Here is a 12,411-nt window from a genome sequence, read left to right on the forward strand (position 1 = left end):
TTGTGTGGCTGGGGTCGCTATGCATCCACTGGCCGGTGGCGCGTCCCACCAGGTGGGCCAGACCGGCAAGCGGTGGGATAGCGACCGCCAGCGACACGAGGGTGGCTGCCCATGTCAGCCCGTTGGGTCGGACACGACAGCCTCCCATCGCTCAAGATTCGCCGTCCGCTGACTTCTTCTTCTTGCGCGCAGGCTTGCTCGCGTCGCTCGGCGGCGCCTCGGCCACGTTCGCGGCATCGGGCTTTTCAGGCTCAGCCGGCTTCGCGGGTGGCTCCTGGCGCTCGAAGACCACCCGTTCGGCCTTGTCGTCCCAGCGGGCGTTGGCGTGATCACCCTTGCCGATACCGCCACCCAGCATCTCGCGCGCCAGTGCCGTCTCCAGCTCGCTGCGGATCAGCCGCTTGAGCTCGCGCGCGCCGAACTCGGGTTTGTAGCCTTCCTCCGCGAAGTGGTCGATCAAGGTCTGGTCGAAAGTCAACGTCACGCCCTGGCTGGCGGCGTTACGGGCCACACGATCGAGCTGCAGGCCGACGATATGGCGGATCTCCTCCTTGCCCAGCGCATGGAAGACGATGATCTCGTCGATACGGTTGAGGAACTCGGGGCGGAAGTGTCCGCGCAGCACGTCCATCACCTCGGACTTGGTCTTCTCGTATTCCTCGCCGGCGGCGCCACGGGCCTTCAGCCGACGCTGGATGATGTCCGAGCCCAAGTTCGAGGTGGCGATGATGATGGTATTGGTGAAATCCACCACCCGGCCCTTGCCGTCGGTGAGCCGCCCGTCGTCGAATACCTGCAGCAGGATGTTGTAGACGTCGGGGTGCGCTTTTTCGATCTCATCGAGCAACAACACGCTGTAGGGTTTGCGCCGCACCTTCTCGGTGAGCTGCCCCCCCCCTCGTCATAGCCCACATAGCCCGGAGGCGCGCCCACCAGGCGTGCCACGGCATGGCGTTCACCGTACTCGGACATGTCGATGCGCAGTAGCGCACCTTCATCGCCATAGATCGACTCGGCCAGCGCCTTGGCGAGCTCGGTCTTGCCCACGCCGGTCGATCCGAGGAACAGGAAAGTCGCCACCGGCTTGCTGCCCTCGCACAGGCCCGCGCGCGACAACCGCACGGCATCGGCCACCGCGCGCACCGCTTCGTCCTGGCCCACCAGGCGCTCGTGCAGCCGCTGCTCCAGATGCAGCAGCTTCTCGCGCTCTTCCACCGTCAGCTCGTTGACCGGAATGCCGGTCAGGCGCGAGACGATCTGCGCGACATGCTCGGCCTTGACTTCGGCGCTGCCCGAGGCGCGCTCGCGTTCCCATTCCTCGACGAGCTGCTTGAGTTCAGTCTCCTTGGCCTCGATGCGCTTGCCCAGCTCGGCGGCCTTGTCGTACTGCTTGCGCGAGGCCATATAGTCCTGCTCACGCCGCAGCTGGTGCAGTTCGGACTCCAGCTCTTGCACCGCCACCGGGCGGGCCGTGGCCGACAGCTTCACGCGTGCGGCCGCCTGGTCGAGCAGGTCGATGGCCTTGTCGGGCAAAAAGCGCGCGGTGATGTAACGGTCCGACAACTCGGCGGCGGCGATGATCGCATCCTCGGTGATGCTGACCTTGTGGTGCGCCTCGAAGGTGTCGCGCAGGCCGCGCAGGATCATCATGGTCTGCGCTACCGTCGGCTCGGGCACCATCACCGGCTGGAAGCGACGCTCCAGCGCGGCGTCCTTCTCGATGTACTTCTGATACTCGTTGAGCGTGGTGGCGCCGATCAGGTTCAGCTCGCCGCGCGCCATCATCGGCTTGAACACGTTGGCCACGTCCAGCCCGCCTTCGCCGCCACCCTGGCCTGCACCGACGATGGTGTGCACCTCGTCGATGAAGAGAATCATCTCACCCTGGTGCTCGGTCACTTCCTTGAGCACCTTCTGCACGCGCTCCTCGAACTCGCCGCGGTACTTGGCGCCGGCCACCATGGCGTTGATGTTGAGTTCCACCAGGCGCTTGTCGCGCAGCGTCTCGGGCACTTCGCCGGCGACCATCTGCTGCGCCAGTCCTTCGACAATGGCGGTCTTGCCGACGCCGGGCTCACCGATCAACACCGGGTTGTTTTTCTTGCGCCGGGCCAGCACCTCGATGGTGGTCTCGATCTCCTGCGCACGGCCGATGACCGGATCGAGTTTGCCCTCGCGTGCCATCTTGGTGAGGTCGCGCGAGTATTTATCCAGCTCGGGCGTGTTGGTCGGCGCCTCGGCGCGGCCATCCTCGGCCCCTTTGCCGACCACCTTGCTTACCTGCTGGCGCAGTGCTTGCGGCGTGAGGCCGTAACGGCGCAGCAGGTTGGCCGCCAAACCTTCGCCTTCCTCGGCCAGCCCGATCAGGAAATGCTCAGGGCCGACATAAGAGTGGCCGAGTTCGTTGGAGGCCACGAAAGCGCGGCTGAGCGCGTCCTTGACCCGGGGCGACACGCCGACTTCGCCCTCGAACGGCTTCTCGCCACGCTTGGCTTCGGATTCGATCTGTCGCTTGAGGTCATCGACCTGGATCTTGAACTGCCCCAGGATGGTTTTCACCACGTCGCTGCCGGCGAGCGCCAACAGCAGGTGTTCGGTATCGACTTCGGGGCGGCCAAATTCGGCGGCATGTTTGGCGGCCTCCTGCAACAAAGCCTCGGACTGTTCGCTGATGCGGCTGGCGAGCCCACTGCCGCGCCGGCGCGTTGTACCCGTAGCAGCCGGGGCGGGTTCGCCGAGCGAGGCATCGACCACCTCGTCGGTATCGGCCGCCATGGACGATGCGGTGTCACCGATGCGGAAGAAGTCGCTGCCGAGAAAGTCTTCGAACAGGCCGCTACGTGAGCCGAACAACGCTTCCAGGGGTGAGACGGTGCGCTTTTGCTGGCGCACCAGTTGGCGATAGTGATCGTCACACAACAGCATGGTGCTGTGGCGACCATTGAGATTGGCTTCCACCCGCGCCGTGGCGGGCTGACCGCAGACTTGGCATTGTTTTCTGGCCATGCTGATGCTCCTGTAAAGATTGATCTGACGAGGCGCCGAAGGTCACGGCGCCTCGCCATTCACCTGGTTTTTTCGGAGGAAGAGCCGATCGGCGTCAGCCGTTGATCGGGATCGAGCGGCCCTGCTTGGGCGCACTGGCCTCGCGCTTTTCCATCGTGATCGTGAGCACGCCGTTCTTGAATGCGGCCTTGATCGATTCCTGGTTGGCGTTGTCAGGCAGGTTCAGGACACGCTGGAAACTGCCGTAGGAGCGTTCGACGCGATGGAAGCCACCCTCCTTCTTTTCCTGCTCCTGGTGCTTCTCGCCCCGTACCATCAGCACGTCGTTGTCGAGCGTGATCTGAATGTCCTTTTCCTCGACGCCGGGAACCTCCAAGGAAATCTTGTACTGCTTGTCGGTTTCCTGGATGTCAACTACCGGCTTCAGCATGCCCGGCCAGTCCGACGGCCATTGCGGCATGGCCTGCGCCGGAAAACCGAAGCCTCGAAACGCACCGTCAAAGAGGCGGTCGATCTCGCGATGCAATTGCAGGATGGGACTGGCGGGACCGCCTGCCACCGGCAGGTCATTGCGCTGCACGGGCAGCGAGGCAGCGCTCTGTTGTTCTTCCTGCTCTTTCTTAAACCAGTTCCAGGGAGCCAACTTCTTGAAATCAATGTCCATGTCACACCTCCAGAAGAAAAGTTGAAGAATCTCGCTCACTCCGTTTGCCTGCGGCTATGGATAGCGCTCCCAGGCAACACGGGATGTTTCGCTGACTTCGGCTGCTCATCTGCCCGTATCACCTCCTTCTTTCTGCCTGCTTGGGTCTGATCATTGATCCATTGATCGATTTCACTTTGACGAAACCGCCATGCCCCCCACAATTTCCGCCTTCGTACAGCCTCAATCGAGGATTTTCTTCAAGACCTTGCTAGGTATGGTGCCTAACATGCAGAAAGTCAAGAATCAACATCCCGCGATCTGCTGGGCGATTGATGTGAGTCAATCGTAAGCAACCAGGAAACAAATGTTGGCTGCCACCGCGATGGAGGCGCTGCAAGGCGCCGATGCGCTGGTGATCTGCACCGAATGGAAGGAGTTCCGAGCGGTCGATTTTCAGTGGCTGAAAAACACCCTGCGTTACCCCATTGTGGTGGATGGCCGTCACCTCTACGTGCCTGAGTTGGTTAAGCGGGCAGGCCTGCTCTTTCCTTGAAATAAACGCCACCCCTAGACCAAATGTTAGCTTGCAAACCGCCTGCCCTGAACTATGGTCTGTTCTGGTAAGCAGTTTGGTGCTTGGCTAACAAAACGAGAACAGGGCGATGGATACCCAAACGTTGGTATTGGTGGTGGCGATTGGTGCGCTTTGGTTGAGCGTGACTTGCGGGTGTGTGGCGGGGTACATGATGCTGGCACGGCGGGCAAGCGCGGTGCCGGTGGCAGCAGGGGCGTTGGGCGGGGCACCGCCCGTCGTGGTGCCAGAAGGCCCGGCCTTGCTGAATGAGGAAAGTGCGGCCTGGGAGGTAAAGGTGCTGTTCGAGGAGCCGTCGCCTGCACTGAACGACCGCTTGAGTGCGGTATTGAGTTCGGCAGGTGCGGTGTATGAACAGCGCACCAGGACCTTTGCCGTGGCGGGGGATTCTTCTCGCACGCCGATTCTGATCGAAAACGCGCTGGGGTCGGGCCAGTTGCCACCCTTGACCGAATCCCAGGCCGGTCATCCGCCGGTGAAGGGTGTCAGCATCAAGATTGCCAAGACCCAGCGCATGCTGGCTCCCAGCAAGCTGCAGCTGGCCAAGCTGGTGTCGCTTTCCAAAAAACTGGCCAAGTTGGGGGGCACCGCGTTGGATGCCGAGAAGCAACCGATTACCCCCGCTGGGTTCGAGGCGGTGATTCAAGGGCAGGCGAGGGTATAACGCTTCGTGGCGATGCCTGGCCCAGTGTAGCTGAGGCATGGCAACCACCACGACACACGCCCCCAGGGGTAGCGGATGGCTACCCCTGGGGGCGTGTGCGTTGTATGCGTAGGCTGTATGTGCAGGCTGTATGTGTATGAAGCGCGCCCGTAGTCAGGCGAGCTGTGGGCTGGGTTGCAGCAGTTGGCTGGAAAGCAGTTCCCACTGGTCTTCCCAGTACTCGGTGGGCAGCCGTTTGAAGTCGCTGCGCACGTACTGGGCGATGCGCCCTTCGGCTTGCGCGATCAGCAGGTTGGCAGCGGCGGAGGCGGGAATGCTGGGGCGCAACCCTTCACGCAGCTCGGCTTCGCGGAGGATTTGTTTCAGCTGGGTCTCCAAACGTTCGAACAGCTGGTGAACGCGCAGGCGCAGGCGTGCCGTTTCGCCGGTGAGTACGTCGCCGCCCAGTACCCGGGCCAGGCCGGGGTTCTTTTCGGCAAAGCCCAGCAGCAGTGAGAGTATCGTGCTGCAGCGGGTGGTGGCGTCTGGAATGTCTTCCAGTATCCGCGTAATGCGCGCGAAGATGCTCTCTTCGATGAAGTCGATCAAGCCTTCGAACATGCGCGCCTTGCTGGGGAAGTGGCGGTACAGCGCCGCTTCGGAAACCCCCACCTGGCGGGCCAGGGCGGCGGTGGTGATCCGCTTGCCGCTGTCCTCTTCCAGCATGATGGCCAAGGCCTGCAGTATTTGCTCGCGACGGCGAGGCTTGCGGTCGTCACTCATGACTCTTGCCCTCCGTCGCAGTTAGCCTGCGTTGGTGATCAGGGTGCCTACCCCAGCGTTGGTGAAAATTTCCAGCAGCACGGCATGCGGCACCCGGCCATCGATGATGTGGGCGCTGTTGACGCCTCCCTTGACGGCGTCCAGGGCGCAGCGAATCTTCGGCAGCATGCCGCCGTAGATGGTGCCATCGGCAATCAGGGCATCTACCTGGGCCGTGGTCAGGCCGGTCATGACCTGGCCTTCGCTGTTCATCAGGCCCGCCACGTTGGTCAGCAGCATCAGCTTTTCGGCATTCAGCGCTTCCGCCAGCTTACCGGCCACCAGGTCGGCGTTGATGTTGTAGCTGTTGCCTTTGGCGTCCACGCCGATAGGGGCGATGACCGGAATGAAGTCGCGGGCTGCGAGCATCTCGATCAGGTCGGTGGAGATCGCTTCCACTTCCCCCACGTGGCCGATGTCGATGATCTCCGGGGCGGTCATTTCCGGGCTTTGATGCTCCACCTTCAACTGGCGGGCGCGAATCTGGGCGCCATCCTTGCCGGTCAGGCCAATTGCCTTGCCGCCGCTCTGGTTGATCAGGTTGACGATGCTCTTGTTGACCAGGCCACCCAGCACCATTTCCACCACGTCCATGGTTTGAGAGTCGGTGACCCGCATGCCGTTGACGAAGCGCGATTCGATATTGAGCTTTTCCAGCAGGCTGCCAATTTGCGGGCCGCCGCCGTGCACCACCACAGGGTTGATGCCGACTTCTTTCATCAGCACGATGTTACGAGCAAAGGAGTCGATCAGCGTGTCTTCGGTCATGGCGTTGCCGCCGTACTTCACGACCACGGTCTTGCCGGAAAACTGCTGAATGTAGGGAAGGGCTTCGGATAGCACCTCTACAACGACCTTGGGGTCGCGGCTAGCTGAACTCATGAGATTGTCCCTTTGCTCTAGTAATATCTGCTTTTAATGTCTGCTTCATCGTAGCGCGGGTGGTGTGCGCTTCGCGGCATGATCATGTGATGGGGGTATCTGGTATCGTCAACGTAGGTGAAACACCTTGCAGGGCGCGTGCGAAGCGCTCGCGTATCCGTTCCAGGGCCGCGCTGTCTTCCCCCTCGAAGCGCAGCACCAGCGCGGGCGTCGTGTTGGACGCTCGGCACAATCCCCAGCCATCGGGGTAGTCAACGCGAATACCATCCAGCGTGGTTTTGATACCTTCGCCGAAGTCGCCCTCTCTGGCAAGCGTCTCGACCATGGCAAATTTGTCGTCATCCGCCACGGTGATGTTGATTTCGGGCGTGCTCACAGCCTGGGGAAACTGGTCGAAGAAGGCATCCGCATCGCCTGGGTAGCGGGCCAGTATTTCCAGTAGCCGGGCGGCAGCATACAGGCCGTCATCGAAACCGTACCAGCGTTCCTTGAAGAAGATGTGACCGCTCATCTCGCCCCCCAGCAAGGCGCCGGTTTCCTTCATGCGCGCCTTGATGAGCGAGTGGCCGGTGCGCCACATTTCCGGCTCGCCGCCTGCCTCGCTCACCACCCGTGCCAGGTGCCCGGTACACTTGATGTCGAACACCACTTTGGCACCAGGGTTGCGGGAGAGCATGTCGGTGGCGAACAGCATCATCAGGTGGTCGGGAAAGATCATTCGCCCGCGCGGCGTGACCACGCCCAGGCGGTCGCCGTCGCCGTCGAAGGCCAGGCCGATGTCTGCACCTGCCTGCTGCACTTTGCGCATCAGGTCCTGCAGGTTCTCCGGTTTGCCGGGGTCGGGGTGGTGGTTGGGGAAGCGGCCATCGATCTCGGCGAACAGCGCCGTGGTGGCCACCCCCAACCGTTCGACCAGCTGAGGGCCAAGTTCGCCCGCCACGCCGTTGCCGCAATCCACCACCGCACTGAGCGGCCTTGCGAGCTGCACATCCTCAAGAATCCGCGCCAGGTACGTGGCCCGCAGGTCGTGGGCGTGCACACGGCCATGGCCCGCGGTGAAGTCGCCTGACTGAATGCGTTCGTACAGGGCGGTGATCGCTTCGCTGGCCAGGGTTTCTCCGGCCAGCACGATCTTGAAGCCATTGTAGTCGGGCGGGTTGTGGCTGCCGGTCAGCATTACTCCCGAGCAGCTCTCGGGCAGGGTGTGTGTGGCAAAGTAGAGCACTGGCGTAGGCACCATGCCAAGGTCGATCACATCGCGCCCGGCGGCCTGGAGTCCTTTGATGAGCGCCGCCTGCAGGCGTGGCCCCGAGACTCTGCCGTCCCGTGCGACGATCACGGTGTGTTCACCGCGGGCGGCGGCCTCCGAGCCCACTGCCCGGCCAATCAGCTCGGCGGTGGCTTCGCTGAGAGTGTCATCCACGATGCCGCGAATATCGTAGGCGCGAAAAATCGAAGCGGGTACGGTCATGGTCAATCCCTGAAAGAGCGCGCTAGTGAGTGCTTACTGGCGGCCAGTGCTGCCAAAGCCGCCACTGCCACGGGTAGAATCGGTGAAGCTGTCGACGAGGGTCAGTTCGGCCTGCACCACCGGCACCAGCACGTATTGTGCCAGACGCTCGAACGGCGTGACCGTGAAGCTGGCCTGCCCGCGGTTCCATACCGAGACCATCAATTCGCCCTGATAGTCGGAGTCGATCAGCCCCACCAGGTTGCCCAGCACGATGCCGTGCTTATGCCCCAGCCCCGAACGCGGCAGGATCATGCCGGCAAGGTTGGGGTCTTCGATGTAGATGGCCAGGCCGGTACGCACCAGCTGGCATTCGCCTGGGGCCAGCGTCAGCGGTTCGTCCAGCAGGGCGCGCAGGTCCATGCCCGCCGAGCCAGCGGTGGCGTAAGAGGGCAGATAGTCGCGCAAGCGCTCGTCCAATACCTTGCACTGTAGGCGAGGGCGGTTCATGAGGAAGCTCCGTGAGAAGTGTGAGGCAGCAGGGAGAGCGCCTGCTGCACGATCAGGGTGGCCAGCGAGGTCTTGGGTTGGGGTGGCGCGCTGTGCTGCTGCGTGCCGCCAGACGTACGCCAGAGCAGCAGGGCGGCGTTGTCGTCGCTGCCAAAGCCCAGCCCTTGCTGGGCCACGTCGTTGGCCACGATCATGTCCAGGCCCTTGCGGTCGAGCTTGTGGCGGGCGTAGCGCTCGACCTCCTGGGTTTCGGCGGCAAAGCCGACCACGAAGGGGCGTTGCCCGTTGGGCAAGGCCGCCACGTCGGCAATGATGTCCGGGTTTTTCACCAGCGTCAGGGTCAGCGTGTCCTGATCGTCGGTTTTCTTGAGCTTGTGTTCGGCGGCGCTGGCGGCGCGGTAGTCGGCCACGGCGGCACAGCCAATGAACAGCGCAGCCTGGGGGGCCAACTGCAGCGCGGCCTGGTGCATCTCCCGGGCGGTTTCCACGTTTTGGCGCTCGACCCCGGCTGGGGTGGGCAAATTGACCGGGCCGCTGATCAGGGTTACGCGAGCCCCTTGCGCCACGGCGGCGGCGGCCAGGGCGAAGCCCATCTTGCCCGAGCTGTGGTTGGACAGGTAGCGCACCGGGTCCAGGGCTTCACGGGTGGGGCCTGCGGTGATCACCACGTGAGGGCGCGTTGCGCCCTGGGCGGGCGGCGCAACCTTGGCTGCTTTGGCGAAGTGCTGTTGAAGGGCGGCGAAGACCTCTTCGGGTTCGCTCATACGCCCTGGGCCAACGTCGCCACAGGCCTGCTCGCCAGCGGCAGGGCCGATCAACTGCCAGCCGTCGGCGGCCAGCTGTGCCTGGTTACGCTGCGTGGCGGGATGGCGCCACATGGCCTGGTTCATGGCGGGTGCCATCAGCCGTGGCGCTTCCGAAGCAAGGCACAGGGTGGTCAGCAGGTCGTCGGCCATGCCGTGTGCCAGACGCGCCATCACATCGGCCGTGGCCGGGGCCACCAGCAGGGCATCCGCCCAGCGGGCCAGTTCGATGTGCCCCATCCCGGCTTCTGCCTCGGGGTCCAGCAGCGATGTGCGCACGGGCTCGCCAGAGAGGGCCTGCAGCGTCAGGGGGGTAATGAAGGCTTGAGCACCCTCGGTCATCACCACGCGCACCTCACAGCCGGCCTGCTTCAGCAGCCTCACGATCAGTGCGCTTTTATACGCGGCAATGCCTGCGCTGACGCCCAGCAGTACGCGCTTGCCTGCGAGCAGGGCGGTCAACGATGGCGCTGATAGTGATGACTCGGATAGTGATGGCTCGGAGGTGTGCGAGAGTGATGCCATGGTAGGCGGTCCCGTATGACGGTCGTAAGGAGGCTTACCATACCATTTGGCGGTTTATTTTGGCATGCTCGGTGGAAGTGTTATAACGCTAGGTATAGTGAGGGTGAGGGCGTGGGCCACACGCCATGGGACTGGGTAGCATGGACAGGGGGTATGGATGGGCATCAATCATTGGCCAGAAGGCGAGCGACCCCGTGAAAAACTGCTGACCATGGGGGCGCAGTCGTTGTCGGATGCCGAGCTGCTGGCGATTTTTTTGCGGGTGGGGGTCCAGGGGCGGTCGGCAGTAGACCTGGCGCGTGACCTGCTGGTGAGCTTTGGCGGGTTGCGGCAGCTGCTGGAGGCAGACAGAGAGCAGTTTTGTGCCGCCCGTGGGTTGGGCGATGCCAAGTTTTCCCAGTTGCAGGCCACGCTGGAGCTATCGCGGCGACATTTGGCCAGCCAGCTGGCACGCGGCAACGCGTTGACCTCGCCTGCCCTGGTGCGCCACTACCTGAGTTCGCAGCTGCGCCACCTGGGGCATGAGGAGTTTGCGGTACTTTTTTTGGATACTCAGCACCGAATCATTCGCTATGAATCCCTGTTTCGCGGTACCCTAGACAGCGCATCCGTTTACCCCCGCGAAGTTGCCAAGCGTGCGTTGGAACTCCACGCTGGCGCTGTCATCCTGGCCCACAATCACCCTTCGGGTGTGGCTGAGCCCAGCGACGCTGATCGACGTATCACCGAACGCTTGAAAGATGCCCTTGCTCTCTTTGACGTGCGAGTGCTGGATCATTTTGTGGTGGGAGACGGAGACGTGGTGTCCTTTGCCGAGCGCGGCTGGCTCTAGCGGGCAGCTCATGCGCAGGCACTCCAGTAGTATCGAAAAGGCAGGCTGGCCCGCTCGATGCTGCGGCTGTCGTGACGAAAATTGTCCAAAAACGTGCTTTTTTGGCCTTTTTGGGCGGTTTCGCTTGCTGGTGGCCGGGTGCTCTGGTATAAAGTGCCACCTTTGAACTTGGGTTGAATAACGGATTTGGGTACAGCTAGGCGGTTAACTGCGTCGACTCCCTCCCTGCTCCGGTTTGCCCGACAGTTTTGAACAACTCGCCAAGCGGTTGGAGGCTCTCATGTCCAAAGTATGTCAGGTTACCGGCAAGCGTCCGGTAACTGGTAATAACGTTTCTCACTCCCAGCGCAAGACTCGTCGTCGTTTCTTGCCGAACCTGCACACCCATCGCTTCTGGGTGGAGTCTGAAAACCGCTTCGTCAAGCTGCGCGTTTCCTCTAAAGGCATGCGCATCATCGACAAGAAAGGTATCGACTCGGTTCTGGCCGACATCCGCAAACGCGGCGACGCTATCTAAGCCAGTTTCTGGCTCAGCATTTTTGGGAGAGTTAAACCATGCGCGATAAGATCAAGCTGGTGTCTAGTGCCGGTACTGGCCACTTCTACACCACTGACAAGAACAAGCGGAACACCCCGGATAAGTTCGAATTCAAGAAATACGACCCGGTCGTCCGTAAGCACGTCATCTACAAGGAAGCCAAGATCAAGTAACCTCGGTTACGATGATCGGCTTTCACCGCAGGCGAGCGCCTGTTGAAAAACCCGGCCCCAAGCCGGGTTTTTGCATGTCTAACGTTCGCGTTTCGCGTGTTAGCATCGCTGTCACTGTGCTGTCATCATAGGCTTTCATCATGCCCGAATTGCCTGAAGTGGAAACCACGCGGCGTGGTATCGCGCCTTACCTGGAAGGGCAGGAGATTACCGAAGTGCTGGTACGCCAGCCGCGCCTGCGCGTTCCCGTGCCGGATGATCTGGCCGAGCGTCTGGTCGGGGCTCGCGTGGGTGAGCTTGCCCGGCGCGCCAAATACCTGCAGATCCCGCTGGCCACGCCTACCGGCCACGCCACGCTGCTGTGGCACCTGGGCATGTCGGGTAGCCTGCGGATTGCCCGGCTGGGTGATCTGCCCAAAAAGCATGACCATGTGGATATCGTCACCGCCAGCGGTCATATATTGCGCTATCACGACCCGCGCCGCTTTGGCTTCGTCGATTGGCAGCACGCCGATGCACCGTTCGATACGCGGCTGGCACATCTGGGCCCGGAACCCCTCGACGATGCCTTCACGGGCCGATGGCTCCACGCACTGTCGCGCGGCAAGCGCGTCGCCGTGAAGCCTTTCCTGATGGATAACCGCGTGGTCGTGGGAGCGGGCAACATCTATGCCGCCGAGGCGCTGTTCATGGCGGGCATCGACCCGCGCCGGGCCGCCGGACGCATTTCACTGGCGCGCTACGAAGCGCTGGCCCAGGCGGTCAAGGAAGTATTGGCGGCGGCCATTACCCAGGGCGGCACCACGCTGCGCGATTTCGTCAGCGGCCAGGGGGAGCCGGGCTACTTTGCCCAGCAATTGAATGTCTACGGTCGCCATGGCCAGCCTTGCCTGCGCTGTGGCAGCGAACTCAAGCGCATTACCCTGGGGCAGCGGGCCAGCGTATTCTGCCCCGGCTGCCAGCGCTGAGCGCCGCCCTGGGCGGCTAAC

At 62.5% G+C, this 12,411-nt stretch carries 13 protein-coding genes and 1 pseudogene; 6 read left to right on the forward strand and 8 right to left on the reverse strand.

Translation table 11 applies throughout. The features are described from left to right. Positions 1-151: 151 nt before the first annotated feature. The 3 genes and pseudogenes from RVM27_RS11655 to RVM27_RS11665 all read right to left on the reverse strand — a co-directional run bounded on the left by RVM27_RS11655 (position 152) and on the right by RVM27_RS11665 (position 3,670). On the reverse strand, positions 152-847 hold the full coding sequence (locus tag RVM27_RS11655) for an AAA family ATPase (protein ID WP_498956649.1): 696 nt from the start codon (positions 845-847) through the stop codon (positions 152-154). Between the two features lie 104 nt (positions 848-951). Further along, positions 952-3,006, reverse strand: a pseudogene (locus RVM27_RS11660) (Clp protease N-terminal domain-containing protein); the annotation flags it as partial. A gap of 94 nt (positions 3,007-3,100) precedes the next feature. Next, positions 3,101-3,670 (reverse strand): Hsp20/alpha crystallin family protein, encoded by a 570-nt coding sequence (locus RVM27_RS11665; RefSeq protein ID WP_498956650.1) that lies wholly within the window; start codon positions 3,668-3,670, stop codon positions 3,101-3,103. A 346-nt stretch (positions 3,671-4,016) separates the two neighbouring features. Between RVM27_RS11665 and RVM27_RS11670 the strand changes: the two genes are divergently transcribed. Next, positions 4,017-4,205: a UDP binding domain-containing protein gene (locus RVM27_RS11670; RefSeq protein ID WP_498939014.1), complete on the forward strand. Its 189-nt coding sequence runs from the start codon at positions 4,017-4,019 to the stop codon at positions 4,203-4,205. 109 nt (positions 4,206-4,314) lie between these two features. Then, a complete protein-coding gene (locus RVM27_RS11675; protein WP_498956651.1) occupies positions 4,315-4,908 on the forward strand; it encodes a hypothetical protein in 594 nt (197 codons plus the stop codon). 153 nt (positions 4,909-5,061) lie between these two features. Here RVM27_RS11675 and slmA read toward each other — a convergent pair whose 3' ends face one another. The 5 genes from slmA to coaBC all read right to left on the reverse strand — a co-directional run bounded on the left by slmA (position 5,062) and on the right by coaBC (position 9,879). After that, positions 5,062-5,670, reverse strand: coding sequence for a nucleoid occlusion factor SlmA (gene slmA, locus RVM27_RS11680; protein ID WP_287808849.1), 609 nt, complete (start codon positions 5,668-5,670; stop codon positions 5,062-5,064). A 21-nt stretch (positions 5,671-5,691) separates the two neighbouring features. Next, positions 5,692-6,591 (reverse strand): acetylglutamate kinase, encoded by a 900-nt coding sequence (gene argB, locus RVM27_RS11685; RefSeq protein WP_193461738.1) that lies wholly within the window; start codon positions 6,589-6,591, stop codon positions 5,692-5,694. A gap of 82 nt (positions 6,592-6,673) precedes the next feature. Further along, positions 6,674-8,062 (reverse strand): phosphomannomutase/phosphoglucomutase, encoded by a 1,389-nt coding sequence (locus tag RVM27_RS11690; protein ID WP_498956652.1) that lies wholly within the window; start codon positions 8,060-8,062, stop codon positions 6,674-6,676. 33 nt (positions 8,063-8,095) lie between these two features. Continuing rightward, positions 8,096-8,551 carry a dUTP diphosphatase gene (gene dut / locus RVM27_RS11695; RefSeq protein ID WP_081136753.1) on the reverse strand — a complete coding sequence of 152 codons (456 nt, stop codon included), beginning with the start codon at positions 8,549-8,551 and terminating at the stop codon, positions 8,096-8,098. Continuing rightward, positions 8,548-9,879, reverse strand: coding sequence for a bifunctional phosphopantothenoylcysteine decarboxylase/phosphopantothenate synthase (coaBC, locus tag RVM27_RS11700; protein WP_498939008.1), 1,332 nt, complete (start codon positions 9,877-9,879; stop codon positions 8,548-8,550). The genes dut and coaBC overlap by 4 nt, the downstream gene beginning before the upstream one ends. 157 nt (positions 9,880-10,036) lie before the next feature. On the opposite strand from coaBC, the gene radC reads away from it, so the two are divergent. The 4 genes from radC to mutM all read left to right on the forward strand — a co-directional run bounded on the left by radC (position 10,037) and on the right by mutM (position 12,390). Beyond that, positions 10,037-10,711, forward strand: a complete 675-nt coding sequence (radC, locus tag RVM27_RS11705; protein ID WP_227407084.1) for a RadC family protein — start codon at positions 10,037-10,039, stop codon at positions 10,709-10,711. A gap of 280 nt (positions 10,712-10,991) precedes the next feature. After that, positions 10,992-11,228 carry a 50S ribosomal protein L28 gene (gene rpmB / locus RVM27_RS11710; protein WP_016915065.1) on the forward strand — a complete coding sequence of 79 codons (237 nt, stop codon included), beginning with the start codon at positions 10,992-10,994 and terminating at the stop codon, positions 11,226-11,228. A gap of 38 nt (positions 11,229-11,266) precedes the next feature. Next, entirely contained in the window at positions 11,267-11,422 is a 156-nt protein-coding gene (gene rpmG / locus RVM27_RS11715; RefSeq protein WP_009098622.1) for a 50S ribosomal protein L33, read from the forward strand. A 140-nt stretch (positions 11,423-11,562) separates the two neighbouring features. Further along, positions 11,563-12,390, forward strand: coding sequence for a bifunctional DNA-formamidopyrimidine glycosylase/DNA-(apurinic or apyrimidinic site) lyase (gene mutM / locus RVM27_RS11720; RefSeq protein ID WP_287808846.1), 828 nt, complete (start codon positions 11,563-11,565; stop codon positions 12,388-12,390). Positions 12,391-12,411: the final 21 nt, after the last annotated feature.

It is taken from the genome of Halomonas sp. KM007 (assembly GCF_050709225.1).
Classification (GTDB): domain Bacteria; phylum Pseudomonadota; class Gammaproteobacteria; order Pseudomonadales; family Halomonadaceae; genus Vreelandella; species Vreelandella hamiltonii.